This is a genomic window from Microcoleus sp. D2_18a_D3 (assembly GCF_036702455.1).
Classification (GTDB): domain Bacteria; phylum Cyanobacteriota; class Cyanobacteriia; order Cyanobacteriales; family Microcoleaceae; genus Microcoleus.
Genome location: NZ_JAUBTK010000112.1, coordinates 1 through 20,555 on the forward strand (window position 1 = coordinate 1; position 20,555 = coordinate 20,555).

14 protein-coding genes and 1 pseudogene are annotated in these 20,555 nt (G+C 46.2%); 6 read left to right on the top strand and 9 right to left on the bottom strand.

The window, feature by feature from the left end:
- Positions 1-256 precede the first annotated feature (256 nt).
- On the bottom strand, positions 257-5,758 hold the full coding sequence (locus tag QUB06_RS31055) for an AAA family ATPase (RefSeq protein ID WP_333438557.1): 5,502 nt from the start codon (positions 5,756-5,758) through the stop codon (positions 257-259).
- A 100-nt stretch (positions 5,759-5,858) separates the two neighbouring features.
- On the opposite strand from QUB06_RS31055, the pseudogene QUB06_RS31060 reads away from it, so the two are divergent.
- Positions 5,859-6,123: pseudogene (locus QUB06_RS31060) on the top strand (MoaD/ThiS family protein).
- A 469-nt stretch (positions 6,124-6,592) separates the two neighbouring features.
- Here QUB06_RS31060 and QUB06_RS31065 read toward each other — a convergent pair.
- Positions 6,593-7,111 carry a tyrosine-type recombinase/integrase gene (locus tag QUB06_RS31065; protein ID WP_333438558.1) on the bottom strand — a complete coding sequence of 173 codons (519 nt, stop codon included), beginning with the start codon at positions 7,109-7,111 and terminating at the stop codon, positions 6,593-6,595.
- A gap of 172 nt (positions 7,112-7,283) precedes the next feature.
- Here QUB06_RS31065 and QUB06_RS31070 point away from each other — a divergent pair, with 172 nt between their 5' ends.
- The 3 genes from QUB06_RS31070 to QUB06_RS31080 all read left to right on the top strand — a co-directional run bounded on the left by QUB06_RS31070 (position 7,284) and on the right by QUB06_RS31080 (position 9,739).
- Positions 7,284-7,478: a hypothetical protein gene (locus QUB06_RS31070; protein ID WP_333438559.1), complete on the top strand. Its 195-nt coding sequence runs from the start codon at positions 7,284-7,286 to the stop codon at positions 7,476-7,478.
- Between the two features lie 125 nt (positions 7,479-7,603).
- On the top strand, positions 7,604-8,737 hold the full coding sequence (locus tag QUB06_RS31075; RefSeq protein WP_333438560.1) for a WD40 repeat domain-containing protein: 1,134 nt from the start codon (positions 7,604-7,606) through the stop codon (positions 8,735-8,737).
- A 90-nt stretch (positions 8,738-8,827) separates the two neighbouring features.
- The gene (locus QUB06_RS31080; protein WP_333438561.1) at positions 8,828-9,739 is read left to right on the top strand and encodes a leucine-rich repeat protein; all 912 of its coding nucleotides are present in this window, start codon (positions 8,828-8,830) and stop codon (positions 9,737-9,739) included.
- A gap of 90 nt (positions 9,740-9,829) precedes the next feature.
- Here the strand turns inward: QUB06_RS31080 and QUB06_RS31085 are convergent, their stop codons facing one another.
- Both QUB06_RS31085 and QUB06_RS31090 read right to left on the bottom strand, forming a co-directional pair.
- Positions 9,830-9,955 (bottom strand): hypothetical protein, encoded by a 126-nt coding sequence (locus QUB06_RS31085; protein WP_333438562.1) that lies wholly within the window; start codon positions 9,953-9,955, stop codon positions 9,830-9,832.
- Positions 9,939-10,982, bottom strand: coding sequence for a tetratricopeptide repeat protein (locus QUB06_RS31090; protein WP_333438563.1), 1,044 nt, complete (start codon positions 10,980-10,982; stop codon positions 9,939-9,941). Before QUB06_RS31090 ends, QUB06_RS31085 begins: the two co-directional genes overlap by 17 nt.
- A 388-nt stretch (positions 10,983-11,370) precedes the next feature.
- Between QUB06_RS31090 and QUB06_RS31095 the strand changes: the two genes are divergently transcribed.
- Positions 11,371-12,786: a hypothetical protein gene (locus QUB06_RS31095; protein WP_333438564.1), complete on the top strand. Its 1,416-nt coding sequence runs from the start codon at positions 11,371-11,373 to the stop codon at positions 12,784-12,786.
- A gap of 366 nt (positions 12,787-13,152) precedes the next feature.
- Complete coding sequence (locus QUB06_RS31100) at positions 13,153-13,515, top strand: hypothetical protein (RefSeq protein WP_333438565.1); 363 nt, start codon at positions 13,153-13,155, stop codon at positions 13,513-13,515.
- A gap of 178 nt (positions 13,516-13,693) precedes the next feature.
- Here the strand turns inward: QUB06_RS31100 and QUB06_RS31105 are convergent, their stop codons facing one another.
- From QUB06_RS31105 to QUB06_RS31125, 5 genes are all read right to left on the bottom strand, one after another.
- Complete coding sequence (locus tag QUB06_RS31105; RefSeq protein ID WP_333438566.1) at positions 13,694-15,376, bottom strand: restriction endonuclease subunit S; 1,683 nt, start codon at positions 15,374-15,376, stop codon at positions 13,694-13,696.
- Positions 15,376-16,848, bottom strand: coding sequence for a class I SAM-dependent DNA methyltransferase (locus QUB06_RS31110; protein WP_333438567.1), 1,473 nt, complete (start codon positions 16,846-16,848; stop codon positions 15,376-15,378). Before QUB06_RS31110 ends, QUB06_RS31105 begins: the two co-directional genes overlap by 1 nt.
- Before the next feature lie 58 nt (positions 16,849-16,906).
- Positions 16,907-19,285, bottom strand: coding sequence for an EcoAI/FtnUII family type I restriction enzme subunit R (gene hsdR / locus QUB06_RS31115; RefSeq protein WP_333438568.1), 2,379 nt, complete (start codon positions 19,283-19,285; stop codon positions 16,907-16,909).
- A gap of 347 nt (positions 19,286-19,632) precedes the next feature.
- Positions 19,633-19,959 carry a hypothetical protein gene (locus tag QUB06_RS31120; RefSeq protein WP_333438569.1) on the bottom strand — a complete coding sequence of 109 codons (327 nt, stop codon included), beginning with the start codon at positions 19,957-19,959 and terminating at the stop codon, positions 19,633-19,635.
- A 137-nt stretch (positions 19,960-20,096) separates the two neighbouring features.
- On the bottom strand, positions 20,097-20,462 hold the full coding sequence (locus tag QUB06_RS31125) for a hypothetical protein (protein ID WP_333438570.1): 366 nt from the start codon (positions 20,460-20,462) through the stop codon (positions 20,097-20,099).
- Positions 20,463-20,555: the final 93 nt, after the last annotated feature.

Below are 20,555 nucleotides of genomic sequence, written 5' to 3' on the forward strand. Positions count from 1 at the left end.
CTTAAAAAGAAAAACTCTTTGTTATTCTAAGTGTGAACAAATGCTAGGGTATTCAATTAAATTACTAATTCATTATCTAAAATTTGGAGATGTTCCAATTCCCCATCAAAATCCAAGAAATCATTTTCGGCTCCCCTCTCGTACTTTGGTCCGTATCATACCCTGATTCAGCAACGCCTTGGCCTGATGTCCAATCCGTGGGAGGGACGCGAAATTTCGCGTCTCTCTGTGGACTCGCCTCTACAAATTAGATGCGCTATTTTAGGGGAATCGCGATCGCAAATTCTGTCCCCTGGCCTTTTTCCGACAAACACTCCAAAGTCCCGCCATGTTTTTCTACCACAATAGAATGCGAAATCGACAACCCTAAACCCGTTCCTTTGCCCACAACTTTTGTCGTAAAGAAAGGTTCAAATAAACGCTGTCGCACTGACGCTGGAATGCCAGGGCCATTATCTTTAATCCGAATCACCACCCAGTTTTTCTGGAAATCCACCTCAGTGCGAATAACAATTGTATTGGGATTGGCTTTAATTTCATTAAAAGACCATCCTGCATTATACTCTTCTAACGCATCAATGGCATTAGCAATAATATTCATAAACACCTGATTGAGTTGTCCGGGATAGCAGTTGACAATGGGCAAATCCCCGTATTCTTTGATAATTTTAATGTCGGGGCGTTTTTCGTTGGCTTTGAGCCGGTGTTTCAAAATCATCAACGTGCTATCGATCCCTTCATGCAGGTTGAAAGCGACTTTATGAGTCGAATCCGATCGCGAGAATGTTCTCATCGACACGCTAATCTGGCGGATGCGATCGGTTCCCTCTTTCATCGCTGCCAGAATTTGCGAGAAATCGTCAATCAGATACTCTAACTGAATGTCTTCTGCATGGCGGGAAATTTCCTCCCCCGGTTCGGGAAATTGCCGCTGATAAAGGTGCAAGTGTTCGAGCAGGCTTTGAAGATATTCTCCGGCGTAGACTATATTACCCGAGATAAAGCCAATAGGATTATTAATTTCGTGAGCCACCCCAGCAGCTAGTTGACCGAGACTCGACATTTTTTCGCTCTGAACGACTTGGAGTTGTGCTTCTTGAAGTTTTTGGATAAATTCCTGTAAAGCGTTGTTAGAGACTTGCAAATCCTGGTAAAGAGTGGCATTTTCGAGGGAGATGGCGGCTTGAGAGGTGACAATATTTAAGACTTCCAGGCGATCGCGCGTAAAAGCTCCCGTTGTCAGATTATTTTCCAAGTAAAGAATCCCGACGAGTTTGCCTTGATTGACGAGGGGAGTACACAATAAACTTTTAATTTGGGATTGGATAATATAAGGATCGGCCCCAAAGTTTTTGTCATCCGTAGCATCCTCAAGTAACAGAGTTGATTGAGTGCGCCAAACATAGTTTATAGGACCCTGTGGAATTTCCTGACTGTCGCCGAAGGGAAGCGAGCGCAGCACCGTTTTTTGGGAAGTGTTGCTGAGGGCGATCGCGGCGAGTTCCAAATTCTCAGCCTTGAGTAAAATAATCGCGGCTTTTTCCGCCCCAGAATTCTCCAGCACTAACTGCATCAAGGTTGAGAGCAACTGCTCAATTTCGAGAACCCCAGAGACAGCTTGAGAAGCTTTAATCACCGACGACATATCTAGAATGGCGGAAACACTTGTACTCGTGTGAGTCACCGTTCCATTTGTAATCTGAGCAATCGTCGCGGCTCTGCTGGAATTGAGGCTGATATTTTCGCGAGATAGGATGGGAACCAGTAATTGAGGATAGCGTTTTTCCAAGTCTTCAACTTTAGCTTTCGCACCCCAGCGAGCATAAGCGTAGTAAGCTTCTATCATATAGACAGCACCGATTTTATCTTTGCCCCAGTCCAGATAAAGTTTAGCGGCGAGTTCGTTTGCCAGGGCTTCTTCTTGGATGTATTCGTATTTTTTGGCGAGGGCGATCGCGCGATCGTAAGCATCCATTGCTTCCCCATAAGACCCTTGAACCCGACTCAATTCTGCCTGCACTAGCTCAAATTTATGCAAATAATTCATCGGGGCATAATTCGCCCAGTTTTTCATTTTTTCCTGATTCGCTGTGACGCGATCGAGCAAAAGCGTTCGATCGCTCGCTGGGATCTCAGAAAACACCGCCAGCCGAGCTAAAGAATCGTAAAAATAGAAGAGAGGCACAAATATCGTCCCCGTTACGCCGCCTAAATAACTTTCTGCCTTGGCTGCATTTTCCACAGCTTGGCGCGACTCGCCAAACAGAGAGCAGAGAATCATCTTATTAAAATATAAATAGCACAATGCCGTGACATCATTTTCTTTTTGATGAAGGAGCAGTCCAGTTTCCTCATCATAAATTTCACCCCTTAAACGCCAACGCTCGTGAGATTGCCCCATTAAACTCGAAACAGCTTGCCAGAAAATACGATGATAATTAAGAGCGGTTTTTTGCTTAATTTTAGCAATAAAATCACTAAAAATTGCCATTTCCTGTTCGAGCTCGCCCAAATTTTTACCAGTGAAATACAAATGGTGGCAGAGTTTGTGAGCGGCTAAGCCCGCAAATTCTAAATCTCCCGTTTCTAGTCCGCTATAGTAGGCCGATCGCAAAGGATTTAAGGTTTCTCTAAAATGCTGTTTCCAATGGATGATATTGCCATTTACCGCAAACAAGGTCTTCGCTTTAAATTTTTTGGCATCGCTTCTACCCGCCACACTTAAAGCAAGTTGACCGAATTGAAAACCGGCATCAATATCTCCAACGATCGCACACATAATTAGCCCGTAACAGGCATACGCAAAGGAAGACTCAGCCACATTGCCATATTGAATCGATAAATTAACCTGTTTAAATACAATCAGCGGCATCAATTCCGGCACCGCTTGATAGGCAGCCGAAATCACACTGGCTAAAATAGACATGGCTGCTTTATTGTCAGCATCCGTCATGTCCGGCAAATCTTTTAAATCCTCAATGCGTTTCCCGGTCAAATTTGACAGGGTTTCTCCCAGTCCCAAATGAATGTCTGACGGGTTCGGCGATTCTGGAAAGCCTACGCTCAATAACTTTAGAACTTGCAGCGCTATTTTTATCGCTTCTTTGAGCTGGTTCTGGGTTGTACAAGCTTGGATTTTAACCTCATAAACTTTCACCTTATCTAGCAGTTTGATCGCTTGTTGCAACACCTCATCTGCTAAGCGTTCCATCTCATCAAAGTTCCCGCCTAGATAGTTTGCCTCTACCGCTGCCACAGATAGCGCTAATGTTAGCTCGTATTGCGTTTGCCAGCTAGAATCTGCAAGAAGTTCCAGCCCAATATTCAAATACCCAATTGCAGCGGCATAGGCAGTAGAATCTCTGGCTTTCTCTGCAGCGATTAGATTTAACTGAGCGAGTTCATCCCGCTCGGTGCGATCGCGAATTAAGCTCACTCCCACATTCAATTGATTGACAATTTCAAAAATATTATCTTCCCGTTGTTCAGCCGGCGTATTGCTTAATAGCAATTTGCCAATTTTTAGGTGAGTTGACTGTTTCCGATCGGAGGGAATCAGAAAATAAGCGGCTTGCTGAACGCGATCGTGGAGAAATTTATACTTTGGTAATGGGGTATTAGGGATTGGGGATTGGGAATTATTCTCTTTCCCCAGTCCCCAATCCCCAGTCGCCAGTTCCTCTTGATTGGTAAAAAATTTGTAAACTTCGCTGATTGGCAGCACTAACCCTTCCTGCAACGCCCTCCACAGCTCAACCGCTGTTTCCGAGAGGGATTTCTCGCACACCAGTGCTAGGGTCGCTAAATCAAATTGACTGCCGACACAAGCGGCTAGTTTCAAGACTTCCCGCGTATTAACCGGCAGCTTTTGCAATTGAAGTGCCATAAACTCAACTACATCATCCGTTACAGCTAGCGCTTTTACCTCGGCGATATTGCACTGCCAATACCCGCGATCGAAGTCAAATGAAATTAGCCCATCTTCGTACAGAGATTTGAGGAATTGATTGGTAAAGAAGGGGTTGCCTTTGGTTTTTTGAAGCACCAGTTCCGTCAGAGGGACTGCTACTTCTAGGGGACAACTCAACGTGTCGGCAATCAAGCGATTTAGGGAGGGTAGAGCGAGAGGAGCGAGGGTAATTTGATTGATTGTCGCATTAGTTTTGCGAATTTCCTCTAAGCCCAGCATCAGGGGATGAGCGGGGCTAACTTCGTTATCGCGATAGGCTCCAATAAGTAACAGATACTTACTATCTGTATCGCTCATCAGTAATTGGATTAAATTCAACGAAGCAGAATCGGCCCATTGCAAGTCATCGAGGAAGATAACTAAGGGATGTTCGGCTTGAGTAAAGACTCGAATAAACTTGCCCAGGAGTAGATTGAAGCGATTTTGAGCCGCCGTTGAGGAAAGTTCTGTGACGGAAAGCTGCTTGCCAATAATTAATTCGACTTCTGGGATGACATCGACGATGACCCGCCCATTTTCACCGACCGCTTCTAGAATTTTGGCTTGCCATTGAGTCACTTGTGCGGCACTTTCATTTAGCAATTGTCGCATCAAATCTCGGAATGCTTGCACAAATGCCGAGAAGGGAATATTGCGCTTAAATTGGTCAAATTTTCCCGTTAGAAAATAGCCCCTCTGCCGCACAATGGGTTTGTGGACTTCCTGAACTACGGCAGTTTTACCAATCCCCGAAAAGCCAGCCACTAGCATCATTTCAGTGCTTCCTTGGCGGGGGGATTTTTCTTGTGAGGTTGTCTGTTTTATGGCAGGATTAGCATCCAACCCCCCTACGCGGTCAAAAGCGGCTAATAGGGCGGCGACTTCGGCTTCTCTCCCATAGAGTTTTTCAGGAATGAAGAAGCGATCGCTAATGTCTCGCTGTCCTAAAGAAAACTGGGCAATACTGCCGTTAGATTGCCATTGCTGCCAACAATTTTCTAAATCGTGTCTGAGTCCCAAGGCACTTTGATATCTGTTTTCAGCCGTTTTTGCCATCAATTTGACAATAAGGTCATTCACCATTTGGGGAATGGCTGGATTCACTTCAATGGGGGGCGTGGGTTTCCGGGCAATGTGGCAGTGGACTAACTCCATCGGATCGTTAGAATGGAAAGGGAGTTTTCCAGTTAGTAATTCGTAGAAAGTGACTCCAAGAGAATAGAAATCCGTGCGGTAGTCGATCGCCCGATTCATGCGACCCGTCTGTTCCGGTGACATATAAGCGAGTGTCCCTTCTAGCACGTTCGGGCTTTGAATCTCTTGGTTTTCTCTGGGTAAAAGAGAGGCGATGCTGAAGTCAATCAAGAATACTTGCTTTGTTTGCGGGTTAATGATGATATTATGAGGTTTAATATCTTTATGAATAATCCGGTTAAGATAAAGTCCTTCTAGGGTACGAGCGATCGCGATCGCGATTTTGAAAAATTCATCTAGAGGCGGCTGGCGATCGCGATACTCTGTCAGGGCCACCCCGCCCGTATCTTCCATCACCAAGGCTAACCCATTGCGGTAATTTTCCAAGCACAAGGGTTTGATAATTCCTGGTAGTTCGAGATTTTTAGTAATAGCGTACTGATTCCGGAACCGCACCAGTTCCGAAAAACTGGGATACTCAGCTTTGAGCAGTTTGATGATGACAGGTTTTTGCTCTGATAAAGAAACCGCTCGATAAACTTGAGTTTTTGCTCCGTCGTAGATTTTTTCTTGAATCTCGTATCCAGAAATCGCGATCAAATTAGGGGTTTGCATAGTTGGGGATCGTATAAGAAAATGACTTACAGCTATTTTATAACCTTATTAAGGAAGTTAATAATAATCGTATAATTTGTAATGTATTTCCTAATTTCTTATGTCTGAACCTTCACTCACTGTCAGCGTCAAGTTATTTGCTGCCTATCAAGAAGCTTGTGGCGTGCCGGAACTGGTATTAGAATTTCCCACGGGAACCCCAGTCGCCGCCGTGGGCGATCGATCGCCTGATCGCCCAGCATCCAGAACTCGCTTGCTGGCGCGACTTGACCCGCTTCGGCATTAATCTCGAATTTGTCGAGCCCGATATCACTTTACAAAATGGCGATGAAGTGGTATTGATTCCCCCCGTCAGCGGCGGCTAAAAATTCACAAAGGATTAAATTAATGCAAGAATTTATAACCGGAAGTGTAAACGCCAACGAACTCAATTTTCGGCGTTGCTGAATCGACGTATGAAATCCCACAACCCAACACGAATGTAGAGACGCGAAATTTCGCGTCTCTACAAGGGGAGAGGACATCATGCCAAATTCTTTTCATCCCTCAAATCAGCAACGCCGTCAAAAGTTCTCCTAAAAGCAGGTTTTGTAGATGCACCTGCTCCACATGACCAACGATTCTAACAAATCCAGGGGTTAGGGCTTCTGCCGGGGGAAAGAAAGCGATCGACACTCGATGCTGTTGATGCGTGACTTTAATCCTTGCATCCACCAAAATCTAAAATCTAAAATCTAAAATTGCTCGTCACCAATCGGGAATTTCTTCAGTCCGAGTCTGATAGGTATTGTGACAGTTGCTCTCTCGCTAACGGCACAGCGGGCAATTCATGCTCTACACCGGGATGTGTCTTTTCCGGTGTAGGAAAGCAGGGAAAGAGAGGCGATCGCTCCCCTGACTTGATCCGGCTTCACCTCTTTCGTAGTGCTGCAACTGTTCGAGGTTGTTGTGACCGCTGATTTCTTGAATAATCCGCAGCGGAATTCCGGCGTTGCTCATCTGAGTCAGGGCCGTTCTCTTAAAACTGTGGGTGGATGCTCCCTCGATGCCGGTTCGATCGAAGGCTTCTCTCAAAACCTTGTCCGCTGAGTTGGGGTGCAAATGCTTCCAATGGCGGTTCGGGTGACGGCCGGGGAATAAATAAGTCTGACCCGCGTTGGGTTTCCAAGATGTTAGGAGACTTCGCAAATCTTCAATGACTGGAATCGTCCTGGTTTGGAGTTTTCCTTTGGTGTTGGCTTTGCGGAAGTTAATTGTAGAACGGACGGTGCCAGAGTTTGTGTAGATATCCTTGACCATTAGGGAACAAGCTTCGGCAATCCGACAAGCGGTGTACAGACAAACTCCAAACAAGGTGCTCGCGTGAGGTTTGCAAACCTTTGTTGAACAAAAGCTCGATTTCCTGTTGCGTGAGTATTTTTGCTGGGCCGTGCCGTTCTATCTTCATCTTGGTAAACTTGACCCGATACCACAAAGTTTGCCGCAAATACTGCATTGCTGCATCGGTAGACGGGGATTTCTTAACGTGGTAGTCCAGCTCACGGAGGGCGGGCGTAGAATAAAGACAGCTATCACGGCGGCCCTGGATGCGACGGATGGGAATGTGCGGAAGGTTCAGAAACTCAGCAGGTACAAGAATTTAAACACCTTGATGATTTACGATGACAATCGCAGTCGTGACCAAGGAGACGTTACCGATTTACTTGATGGGATGTTTTGAGCGATCGAACGGTTGCCACGGCTCGCATGGTTAACACATATCCATATCAGTCACTCCCAAATGAAGTTACAATTAGCAGCTTGAGTAGAATAAAAAAATGAGACCTTATCAACCATAAAAATGCAATGGCAGAAAATTCCAATCAACCAAGAGAAGGCGATGCTGTATTGGGGGGCGATTCTTCACCTTTCGCTTATGCTGCTGTCTTAGGGGGGTTAGAAGGTGTGAAGAGATGCTTGGCTAGTGGAACGGAAGCCCAAAGAATTCTCGCACTAAACAATGCTCTCAATTATGGCGAATCCGGCTTAGATTTGGTAATTCAAGCCTTGCAGGATAAATCAGGGAGGGTAAAGTGGAGAGCATATTGGCTACTGCTAACAAAAACAGAAACGAAAGTCAAAATTGCCTTACAAGAATTCAATCCTTATCACTTTTTTAAGTGTCTCCGCACCTTCAACGGGCATTCACGCCCCGTTAATTCCGTAGCAATAGCTCCCGATGGTAACACTATTGTCAGTGGCAGTGACGACAAGACTATCAAAGTGTGGAATCTCGTGACGGGCGAGTGTTTACAGACTCTACAAGGGCATTCACGCTCCGTTAAGTCCGTAGCAATAGCCCCCAATGGTAAGATTATTGTCAGCCATAGTGAGGGCCAGACTCTCAAAGTATGGAATCTCGGGGCGGGCGAGTGCCTTGCCACGTTACCGTGGAATTCAGAGTACGTTAAGTTTTTAGCACTAGCCCCGGATGGTAAAACCATTATCAGCGGTAGTGAGGATCTGACTATCAAAGTGTGGGATGTCGTGACGGGCGAGTGCCTTACCACGATACCGGGGGCTTCAGGCCATGTTGATTCCGAAGCCATGAGCCCGGATGGCAAAGTTCGTATTTGTACCTGTAGCGGCGCCGCCATCAAAGTTTGGGATTGCGAGAGGGGCCAGGACTTATGCTTCCTCGGACCGCCTTCACACTATCCTCTTTGCGTAGCAATAGCCCCCGATAGTAAAACTGTTATCAGTGGCAGTTGGGACAAGACTATCAAAGTGTGGGATATCGAGGCGGGTGAGTGTTTGGGCACGCTACAGGGGCATTCACACGATGTTCGTTGCGTAGCAATAGCCGCTGATGGTAAGACTATTGTCAGTGGCAGTAGGGACAAGACTGTCAAAGTGTGGGGAACAGGTGATCGCGAGTTTGAAGTATTACCTCGGCGGGCATTGCACAGGCTTGTGTTTCAATCCCTGATAGGGTTTTAGTTTGGTTGCGGCGAAACTCACTTTTTGACTGCCAAGAATTAATACTTGAACCGTTTCAATCCCTGATAGGGTTTTAGTTTGGTGAAGGACATGAGCCGAGAGGAAGCAGTGCGACGCATTGAGCGGGCGATCGAGGAAGAATTGATTGAACTGAATTTGTCAGGGTTGGAGCTGGAAGAATTGCCACCAGAAATTGCCAATTGTATGCAGGTTGAGACTTTGCTGCTTGGGAACTGGGATGAGGAGGAAGAAGAATGGGTTGGAAATAAGTTAACTGAGTTTCCTGATCCTATTCTTCAATTAACTAACTTAAAAATACTTAGCCTTATTTACAATCAGATTACCTCTATTCCAGAAGTGATCGGGCAACTGTCCAATCTCGAATCGCTTGACCTCCGTAAAAATCAGATTACCTCCATCCCAGAAGCGATCGGGCAACTATCCAATCTGACACACCTTGAGCTCAGCTTCAATCAGATTACCTCCATCCCAGAGGCGATCAGGCAACTGTCGAATCTGACAAAGCTTGAGCTCAGCTTCAATCAGATTACCTCCATCCCAGAGGCGATCAGGCAACTGTCGAATCTGACAAAGCTTGACCTCGGTTTCAATAAGATTACCTCCATCCCAGAGGCGATCGGGCAACTATCCAATCTGACAGAGCTTGACCTCAGTGATAATCAGATTACCGAAATTCCAGATGCGCTCGGCAAACTGTCGAATCTGACCAAGGTTAACCTCAATAACAATGAAATTACCTCCATTCCAGAAGCGCTCAAACAACTGTCCAATCTGAAACAGCTTTACCTCGGTAGCAATAAGATTACCTCCATCCCAAGGGCGCTCGGGCAACTGTCGAATCTCACAGAGCTTGCCCTCTGGGGCAATAAGATTACCTTAATCCCAGAGGCACTCGGACAACTGTCGAATCTGACATGGCTTGACCTTTATGGCAATGAGATTACTTCCATTCCAGAGGCGCTCAGACATTGGGCAAACTGAAAATTATCGTTTCCTGATATAGCTGATTAACCGGAATTAAAACAACACCAACTAGAATCCCCGGACAATTAGAACAAAACCTAAAATCACCTAATTTGTCACGCCGATGGAACGCAAAACCGTTGCCCAAAACCCAAGGGCGATCGAGACGTTACCGAGGTGCGCGAACGACCATCTTTCTACTACGAAGCGTTGCTTTTTAGGGGTTGCTAGCACGTTTTCTGGCTTCTGATGCTTTGATATCATAACCGGAGTTAGGATTAGTTTTGTGCAGTTGCATTAACAGGTCGATGTAAAATTTGTAGTAGTCTTGTATTGTGGCAAAGTATGAGCTGCGACTTTCTGGGGTGGCTATTTTACGGCGGAGATTTTCAATTAATTTGAGAGAGGCTTCAATATCAGTGAGAGCTCCGGTAAAATTGCCTAGCGATCGTTTGACAAAAGCCATGCTGGAAAGGGTAACAGCTTCTCCACCGCGATCTTCTACTGCCCGTCTCAAGGGAAGGGACTGGTTGTAATAGTCTAGCGCTTTCTGTTTTTCTCCCAAATCTGAGTAGACTCTGCCGATGTTGTTCAGGATGGTGGCTTCACCACGCTGATCCTTGATTGCCCGTTTCAGGAGAAGCGACTGGCTGTAATACTCTAGCGCTTTCTTTTTTTCTCCCAAATCTGAGTAAACTAAGCCAATGCTGTTAAGAGCAACGGCTTCCCAGTGAGGACTGCCTACTGCCCGAAACAGCGACAGGGACTGGTTGTAATAATCTAGCGCTTTTTGTTTTTCTCCCAACTTTAAGTAGATTCCGCCGATGTTGTGGAGGGTGGTAGCTTCCCCACCGCGATCATTAAGGGTTCGTTTCAGGGGAAGGGACTGGCTGTAATACTCTAGCGCTTTTTGGTGTTCTCCCAAATTTAAATAGGCTCCACCCATGTTGTGGAGGGTGAGGGCTTCTCGACTGCGATTGCCCGCTTTTCGATACAGTTTTAATGCTTCTTCATATTTGACGATCGCACCTCTTAAAGATTCTGGTGTTCCTTGTTCGTAGAGTTTCTCTGCTTCTTTATATACTTTTTGGGCAGCATCCCTACTGTTAGTTTGTGCTATTTGTACAGCCTTACCAACGGGTACGGCTGCTGCCACTGGCTGACTTAACTGAACCGAAAGTGCGATCGACATACCAGCCAAAAACCATTGAGTGCGATCGAGCATAGCCACCCCTTTTGTATTTTTGTCAATCTTAATCACTAGCTCGCTTAGTGTAAAGGCAGGAAGAAGTCAGGGCGATCGAACGGTTGCCACAACCAACAAGTATTTGATGTAGGGGCAAGGGTTGGAGGCTGTCTATCAGGATATGCTCCTATCCTGCTCTAGCCTTCGGGTGGGGCGTGTTAGGTATTTAGGGCTTGCTGGATAAGTGCAGAAAGGTTACACGGCCTGGTTATGTGATCGTGCGCCCAAAAAAAGTGGGCAAGATAAACAGGTAAAGCGTTGCTGATTCTGGCGTATGAATAAACTTTTCACTTGATGTTACAAAACTCACTCTACTTGGCTTATAGCCATTCCGAAAACTTGAATTCATACTTGTATTCAGCATCGCCTCATTTTCAGGTGTACTCGCGCGAAGGAGGAGTTTATGGACATTCAAAACCCATCGTTCAGACGGAACCTCAAATTTCTAGGTGGTTCGGTTGTTGGGTTGGCGGGACTGCTGGCAGTCTGGATTGTGGGTGGCAACTATATGGCCTCTGTGCATGAAAAAGAAATCGAGCAGGATTTAGCAGCATTTGCCCAACGGTTTCCCAAAACAGAGCCGAATGATGTGGCGTTGAAGCTGTCGCCGTCCCTCCTCGCTAAAGTGGGGCCGTATGCAACCTGGGAAAGTTTCTCTCAGGAATTAAATCAGTACCTAGACGCTGAGATTGCCAAACCAAACGATACCGTAAATCCACCTCCAGAGAAATTACAGCGCTATCTCGCCTCCAAGCAAACGGCTTTAGCAAAACTTCGCCAGCAGGTTCTAATAAATAATGAAGTGCCCCACTGGGGAACAGATATTAGCTGGATTCTGGAAGGAGATCTGACGGTTCGCCTACCCGCTTATTTATGGCAGGCTAATTTCCAAAAAGTTTTAGCCCTAGACATTCTAGAAAAATACCGTAAAGGACAGACGGAAGCAGCAGCAGAAATGCTGGAAGTATCCTGGAAAATTAATCAGCCTTTAACAGAAAGCCCCCTCCTACTCCCTCAACTTGTGGCTTTGATTATGGCTAAATATCAAGTAGGGGTGATGCGGAAAGCCGAGATCCTTCCCGCCCAGTGGCAGCAGCGCTTGCTGGAACACGATTACCGCGAATCGATATTGACATCCTTGCAGGGAGAATATTTGTCTAAGTTCAAATTTTCGCAAGACTTCGCTTGGAAATACTCGTGGTCTTCAATATTAGAAGCATCAGGCGCTTCTAGTGCTGGTGCAGGAATACTTTCACTATTTCAGACGGAAGCGAACTATCCCCCAAATTTAACTTTAGAAGAAAAAATCTTAGACTGGACTTTATCTCATGTCTTGGTGTGGTTTAAGCCGGTGATCAAACCCTATGTTCGCTTTTCTGCGATCGATACTTATCAAGTCTATCAACGATCGCTTGCAGCATCTCGCCAGCACAATGTTTGCGCTTCTGATTCAGTCACGGTAGATGACTTCGCGTGGTGGAATTATATAGGTAGGACATCTACAAGTTTATCCAACCAAACCAGTAAAGCAGCCAAGTCTATGCTGGATTTGGAACTCACTCAGAAAATTTTGCAAGTCAAAGCACTAGCAGCCAAAACCGGAAAATGGCCGGCATCGGTTCCCGATATGAAGTCCTCTATTTGTCCGGGAGCAAAATGGCTGTATCGCGTTGCTCCCGATGGTACGATGTCGATCTCGTTTAGCGAGAAACCCAAATGGTTGGAGGAGAGATTAAAGTACAAAGGGCTACCATTTACCTATAGCGACAAGACACCGCCACAGCTCAAAAACCGAGCCTCCACCCGACCAAAGCGATAAGCGCACATCCCCAACGACAGTTTGCGATCGTTGGTGCTGGCCACCATTGGCTAAGCAGCGGGGAAAAAGTGTCTCAGAATCCCAGATTTCCACGTACATCGGCGTGGCTTAACCAGGGTATGAAAAAAATAAGTTGAAAATCCCCAAGCTTTGTCGATACTGGTTTTTATGACGGGTCTATTTAGCTTTTCATACCGTAAATCAGCAACGTCAATATCTTTAGTAGCTAGGGTGTAATTTAGGCAGCGGTGGCAATGTTTAAGGTACAATCCGTATTTCCTGATTTACAGCCTCAAACATCTCTAAAAAGCTTTAGGCAGGGAAAATGACATTTCCTGACGTACCCTCTGCACTTTCAAGTCCTAGATGGGGAAATATAACAAAGCTGGCAAAGTGCCAGAAAAGCAACGCATTAAACCAACGAAACTACCTATGACAATTGGCAAGCTTGAACTCATCATCAAAATTAACGAACTCCCGAATGACGTACAGACCAACAAAGACAACTGGAAAAGCTTTGAGCTTGACTGTGACGGTCGGGTCGTGTCCGTTAGTGTTAAGCCAAAAATATGGAAGAAGCTTGAGGACGCTGCTGCCAACTATCCCATGTGGGTTGCTGCGATCGGCGGCAAGATGGGTGAATCAACCGTCAACGGCTTTGTGCTATTAGACCCAAGTATCCAAGTCTTTGAGAAAAAACCGAAAGAACCTAAGCCTGAAGCAGAGTAGTGTGAGAGATTCGATCGGCAAGTGCCGGAGTGTGACTGGCGGCAAGGCGATCGGGCTTTTTGTGTTCTAGTACGAAAAGTCTGATCGACGCGGCAAAAGCTGTAATGCTGCGTTGATCGGCTGCACGGTTCAGTCAGAATAGCCCATGTGTACTGGCTGAAGCCTAACCTACCAATATCTAAATTGTCAGGTGGCTGATGGCGGAGGCGGCAAGGCTCTCTGCCCGTTGCTGACTCTGGCGCAGGCTGGCTTCAAGCTGGTCGCAGAGTTGCATCAGCTCATCGACTTTGGCGACAATGCGTTTTTGTTCGGCTAAAGGGGGTAGAGGGATTAGTTGACTAAACAATTTTTCTGCTGGTAAACGACAAGTACCGTGAGATGAACGCTCCACTAAATTGAGAAATACTCGTTTTAATCCTTTTAAGCAAATAAGAAGATAGTCACTCATCTCAGGTAGAAATAACATTAATGCCTTCATATCCTGGTTGATTGTCACTTGTTTACGGGTGACAGCAACGGGGAAAGAATGTGCCAGAATCATACCTCTAATAACCATCAGTATTGAGCCTTCATGCACAAGTTTTGTGGTAGAGTTATTAAGCCCCTTTTCTGAAATAAAGTCTTGACTACTTTCGATATAATCAACCTTCATGTCTTTAGGACTAACCCAAGGAATATCACCAGACCAAAAATCTGGGTCACCTTTTGAAGGTGTGCCTCCACCAATAATCTGTCCAAATTGAAATAAAGGTAGCCAAGACCAATTCTCTGGTATTTCCCAAAAACCTGAACTTAATAAGCTATTTTTACTATTGCCCAGAAAAGAAGCTTTGCTAAGCATAAGCTCAATCAAGTCAGTAACTTCTCCCTCACTTGAATTTTGATGGACAAGTTTGCCTCTTACAGCAAGTTCAAGAACACTTTGTCGTAAATCTTTTACATCTTCAGGGTGTTGACTAAGTTCACACCAGTTGTCACGGACAAATGTCCAAGCAGCATCTAACTCCTCATCAGTTTCGGTGTTCATGAGGGAGGCGATCGCACTTCCCCTCAGTTTTTGCCGCAGCTTGTCTCGCGTTTGCTTGGCGGCTTCGTAGCGATCGCACAACCCCATCAACTCATCCACCTTCTCAACAATCCGCTTTTGTTCTGCCAGAGGAGGGAGTGGAATACGAATCAACTTCAGCTTTGCAGCCTTTATCCCTGTGGCTGTCATCCCAGTAGCTCTTTCTTGAAGTTCGTTTTGAAACCAAGGACTCAAAATTAACCACATCAGGAAGTAGCCATAGACTCCACTAAGTGGTCTTAAATTAATGATTCTTTGGGCTAACGCGAAACGTTCTTCTATATCAACTACGGCAGCTTTGCCTAACGGTGCTTCTGTAGTAAATAAAACATCACCTTCTTTTGGAAAACCACGAGTCATCCAGTTATGATAAGTTTCTTCGTTGATAAACTCTTCAGGCTCAGCCTTGATGAACCCATCACGAACATTTTTAGCGGTGATTAAGCGAATACCGCTGTTTACTTTTGGAGGGGTTTTACCTCGGTAATCAATAAATATGCACAGCTCATCTAGCTCCGCTAATGTCCAACCTTTGGGAAGCGGGAAATCAATTTTATATTCATCATTTATTAAAGAAAATTTCTTATTTTTTGTCCTGTATCCCTCAGCCTTAATTGTCCCGACCTTCTCATATTGCATTCGCTCAAGAGCTTCAATAGCAGACTCATCTTCTGGATTTTGCGCGACTAACTTTCCCCGCACTGCCAAATCCAGAATGAGCGATCGCAATTTTGGAATACCACCGGGAGCTTCAGCGATCGCATCAAAGTTTTCTAAAAACGTCTTCAAATCCATCAATTATCACCTCGTTCCAGGGCTGCTACCAGGCTGTTTTTTAGAGCTTGGCGGTCATTCTCTGCCTTAATAACAGCTTCCTGATATTGCTTCAGCAGCGCTATTGGGTCTTCATGGATATTTTCTGGGGCATTAGGGTTCTTGATATCGAGGTTGTAGCCATTAGCAACAATGGTTTCAACAGATACTTTCCAGGCATATTCAGTTTCCTCGCGGTTCTCCCACCAGGCTTTCTCGACATCAAACTCCTCAATCCGCATCGGCTTGGTTTTGTTGTAAGACTTCGCCCCCGCTGGGTAAGGATGCTCGTAATACCAAACCTCTGTAGTAGGTTCGCCCTTAGTGAAAAACAAGACATTGGTGCGAATGCTGGTGTAAGGACTAAATACCCCATTCGGAAGCCGGACAATCGTGTGCAGGTTACAGTCGCGCAGCAGCTTCTGTTTAATGCGGGTCTTGATGCCTTCTCCAAACAACGTACCATCCGGGAGAACGATCGCCGCTCTGCCCCCATCCTTCAGCAGTTCCATCACCAGCACTAAAAATAAGTCTGCCGTTTCCCGCGTCTGAAACTCGCTAGGAAAACCCCGCTCAATTCCATCCTCCTCCATGCCACCAAAGGGCGGGTTCGTCACCACAATATCCACCTGGTCATCGCGCCCATAGTCCCGGAGCGGTTTGCGGAGTGTATTGTCGTGCAGCACAGTCGTCGGCACCTCAATGCCGTGCACCATCATGTTCGTCACACAAAGCAGGTGAGGCAGTTGTTTCTTCTCCACACCCAGGATGCTTCCTTTCACCCGTTGTAACTGTTCAGGCGAATTCGCTTGTTTTTTCAGATGTTCATAAGCACAGGTCAAAAAGCCACCCGTACCGCAGGCAGGGTCAAACACCTTCTCGCCCAGTTGCGGATTCACCATATCCACGGCAAACTGAGTCACCGCACGAGGCGTATAAAACTCTCCGGCATTCCCGGCACTCTGAAGGTTTTTGAGAATTTGTTCGTAAATATCACCAAAGACATGGCGGGTCTGGGACTGGTTAAAGTCGATGCTTTCGTTAATCTTGTCTACCACCTGCCGCAGCAGTGTACCCGACTTCATGTAATTGTAGGCATCCTGAAACACACTCCTGAGCAGTTTCGCTCGTTCTAGAGCAACTCCTTCCAGGTCATCGACTACCAGTTCCTTGAGTGTGGGAAACAATTGTCCATCAACTAATTGCAACAACTCCTCTCCCGTGGGTGCATTCTTGCCCAATTTCTTGCTATCTGCCCACTCATCCCAGCGCAGATCCAAAGGTAGCGGTGAATCGTAGTTATCATCATTCAACTCCAGCTCGGCATCTTGGTCGCTGAAAATTTTATAGAACACCATCCAGCCAAGCTGACCAATCCGCTGGGCATCGCCATCCACCCCGACATCTTTCCTCATGATGTCTTGAATCGATTTAATGGTGGCACTCAGCGACATAAAAACGTCCTTCTCAAAAGATACTAAAAAACAGTTGTACTCTAGTTGGGTAACAGGCTCAAGCCCCTCGGTTTTGGTACAACAGAGACTCTAGCTCTCGAATCGCGGCTTTGTACTGCTGTTTGTTACCAAAGCTGCGGACGAGCTCCATCGGAGTTCCCAGTTTGGCAAACGGGTCAAGCTGTAAGACAGTCGTATCTTCGATCGCGATGATGCCCCGGTCGGCATACTTATCCAATAGAGCATTCAATACAATACAGGCAGTTGCACCATATTTGGCAAACACATCCCGCTTCCGTACTTTATCGGCCCGTTCTTTACGAGTCAGGGGTGGACGGTCAAAGGCAACATGGCAAACTAAGTCGAAGAGGTCATAGTCCTTACCGACCATATCCTCCAAAGCTTTTAGAATTACTCCATGCCCTTCCAACTCTTCAATAATCGCTTGTTTGCGATCGGCTTCGTTCCACTTATTGAGAAAATGGTCGAGAGACTGGTATGCCTCGCTGACAGTGCGACGAGTATAATCCTTTAGCGACTCTGTAGTTAGTTGTCCATCCTTGTTATAATAGCTCACCCGCTCTTTTGCTACCTCAAACTCCTGCCGACCGACTCGATACTTGATGCGAACTGACAAGTCAGTGCCGATGCGATCGTCATTATCGCCCACGTCCTCGCCATCATCATTGCCTTTTGCTTCTGTACTAGCGACCGTTCCGGTTGGTTGACTCTCTTTACCAAAGTCTTCATCCTGAATCGGTGGGCCGTCCCAATCAGGGTCATCAAAGAGTTGGGTGGCGTTGCGGAAATCAATAATCGTGAAGAAATTCTTGCCATAGTCCGGGCGTAAGCGCGTACCCCGACCAATAATCTGCTTAAACTCCGTCAGGGATTGGATACGGCGATCCAACACAATCACATGGCAGGTTTGGGCATCTATCCCCGTCGTCATTAGCTTAGATGTCGTGGCAATCACTGGATACGTTTCTTTGGGATTGATAAAGTTATCGATTTGAGCTTTACCTTCCTTCTCATCCCCCGTAATTCGCATGACGTAACGATGGTTTTTGAGAACAAGCCCTCGATTTAGCGTTACGTTAGCCAAGGCTTCTCGCATTCGTTGCGCGTGGTCAATGTCCTCACAAAACACAATAGTCTTCCGCATGGGGTCGCCATCGTGAAGGAACTGACTGACATATTCCGCGACCCGTCGATCTCGTTTATCAAAGGTAATGTTTCGGTCATAGTCCAGCAGGTTATAGTCCCGCTCCTCAATTAGTTGACCGTTATCGTCATATTCTCCTGCTTCTGGTGTCCAACCTTCCAGGTCTTTATCTAAGCCAACTTGTATCCTACGGAAGGGAGCCAGGAAACCGTCTTCGATTCCCTGCTTAAGAGAGTATTCATAAATCGGTTCACCAAAGTAATCAATATTTGAGACATATTTGGTTTCCTTTGGCGTTGCGGTCAGTCCGACCTGAATTGCCTCTTTGAAGTAATCGAGTACCTGTCGCCAATTGGAGTCATCTGCTGCGCTGCCCCGGTGACACTCATCAATCACCACCAGGTCGAAGAAATCTCGGTCGAATTTCTCGTAGAGGTTATCTCGTTCTTCATTGCCGATGATTGCTTGATACAGTCCCAGATAGATTTGATAGGAGGTAGTAATCTCCCCAGTTTCATTACCAACCAGGCTGCGGTCTATCTTGGTCATGACCTCACCAAAGGGGCGAAAGTCATTAATACTCGTCTGGTCTACCAGTGCATTGCGATCTGCCAGAAACAAAACCCGTTTGACAACTTTCGTCTTCCACAGTCGCCAGATAATATTAAAGACCGTGTAAGTTTTACCCGCTCCGGTTGCCATCACCAACAAACATCGTCTCTGACCACGAGCGATCGCCTCAATTGTGCGATTGACCGCAAGTTGCTGATAGTAGCGGGGTTCCTTCCCGCCAATCTCAACGAAATAGGAGGACGTTAGCAAATCCTGATTAACGGATTGTAAATCTTTCCCCTGTTTATAGTGCTGCCATAGTTCCTCTGGTGACGGAAAGGCATTCAGGCTGAGTTGCTGTTCTATCTGAGCGTAGGTTCCACTCTTGTCATGGAATAAGAAGGCATCCCCATTCGAGGAAAAGACAAAGGGAACGTGCAGAGCCTCGGCGTAGGCAAGTGCTTGCTGTATCCCTCCTCTCACACTATGGTTGTTGTCTTTGGCTTCAATGACTGCGAGCGGCTGATTTGCTGGGTAATACAGCAGGTAATCTGCCCGTTTCCTAGCTCCTCGCGCCGCCATCTGACCCCGAACTATCATCTGACCGTCTGTAAAGCCATATTCCCGGCGAATCTGACTCTTTTTCCAACCCGCCTCATAAATGGCAGGTGTAATGTAGCGATCGCAAATCTCGGCTTCACTGAGGTCTTTCTTGTTCATTCTTTGTCGCCTGAAAGTCTCTCTATAAAGTATTCCCAAGAAATTAGCTCCATCAGTAATTATGAACCTAGCTGACGGAAAGGCTTTTGGGAGAGCTTACATCAAAGCTAACTCATTAGGCAGTATCTCGTACCTGGTAAACTCACGGAATTTTGGTAAGTGAAATGGCTGAAGCTGAGTGCCGGGGCGATCTGATTTGTGATTGTTCGCGTTATTTGGCGTGTCTAACCGTTAGATATGTTTTTCGTGTAAGAAATTTGCCTGTGAAGTTGTCAAGCTTATCTCCATCCTGTTAGCTCAAGTTAATCCCGAAAAATACTTCGCTCAAATAGCTTTGTGATATGCACTCATCCCTCCAAAAGGCAACCGACACCGCTCACAACACCCATGCTCCCACAACGCCGGAACCTTAAACCTCGCCCCACAATTAGGACATTCTGACAGCAAGCGTAACTGATGCCGTAGCTTGCGGGGCGGAACGCCATCGCACCCCTGCATCCTTTTAAACTGCTAGATGAATTATTTTCTATTCTTGAAGAAGTTTCTACACGGGCTGCTGCATAAGGCACAGCAGTAAAAGCTGGGGTGTTACAAATAATCTTGGCTGAAGCACAATTGTGATGGCAGTGAACCCTGGCTTTTGGTGTTAAGGAACGCGGGAAGTGGGATGTCATTTTCAGACAACAGTGCATCAAGTATCTTGGCAACCAAATCAGCCCCAACAATCTAGCTTTGACACAGAGGCTAGAGAGTTTGCGATCGGGACTACATCAGGATAGAGTCTATCCTGACCCAAGACTTAAGTTTTGCTTTAGCTCTGAGAGTTCTGCCTCAATTTCTTCACATCGGCACGTTCTGCCTCAAGTTCCGATCGAACTTCCACCAATTCTTGTTCAAGTGATTCTTTTTCACTTGCAGAGTTACCTAACTGTGTATGTAAACACTGATTTTCAGCCTGTACTGCCTCCATAGACGGAGAAATCTCGCTATCTGATTGGTGCGTCGGGTTCGCCCCGTCAGTTTCTAGATCAGCTTTTACTGTTTCCACAAGCGGGGTATTACCTTCCGCTAACGCTTCTAGGTAATCATTCCCACTCATCCCTGCTTCGTCAGCGACAGTCGCTAACCATTGCCCCGCAGCATCAGTCAAGTTGCCTGAACGAACATTGTTAGCCATTGTCATTTTTATAAATGTAGGACTTACGCATTGACAAAAAACATTATCTATGTATTCTAGACTCTAACATCATTGCTAAGGTTCGCCAAAATA

Excerpts from the sequence above, each read along its gene's own strand:
- QUB06_RS31055 (WP_333438557.1), bottom strand. The coding sequence starts at position 5,758 with ATGCAAACCCCTAATTTGATCGCGATTTCTGGATACGAGATTCAAGAA.
- QUB06_RS31100 (WP_333438565.1), top strand. The coding sequence starts at position 13,153 with ATGGGGAAATATAACAAAGCTGGCAAAGTGCCAGAAAAGCAACGCATT.
- QUB06_RS31080 (WP_333438561.1), top strand. The coding sequence starts at position 8,828 with ATGAGCCGAGAGGAAGCAGTGCGACGCATTGAGCGGGCGATCGAGGAA.
- QUB06_RS31075 (WP_333438560.1), top strand. The coding sequence starts at position 7,604 with ATGGCAGAAAATTCCAATCAACCAAGAGAAGGCGATGCTGTATTGGGG.
- QUB06_RS31120 (WP_333438569.1), bottom strand. The coding sequence starts at position 19,959 with ATGACATCCCACTTCCCGCGTTCCTTAACACCAAAAGCCAGGGTTCAC.
- hsdR (WP_333438568.1), bottom strand. The coding sequence starts at position 19,285 with ATGAACAAGAAAGACCTCAGTGAAGCCGAGATTTGCGATCGCTACATT.
- QUB06_RS31110 (WP_333438567.1), bottom strand. The coding sequence starts at position 16,848 with ATGTCGCTGAGTGCCACCATTAAATCGATTCAAGACATCATGAGGAAA.
- QUB06_RS31105 (WP_333438566.1), bottom strand. The coding sequence starts at position 15,376 with ATGGATTTGAAGACGTTTTTAGAAAACTTTGATGCGATCGCTGAAGCT.
- QUB06_RS31125 (WP_333438570.1), bottom strand. The coding sequence starts at position 20,462 with ATGGCTAACAATGTTCGTTCAGGCAACTTGACTGATGCTGCGGGGCAA.
- QUB06_RS31095 (WP_333438564.1), top strand. The coding sequence starts at position 11,371 with ATGGACATTCAAAACCCATCGTTCAGACGGAACCTCAAATTTCTAGGT.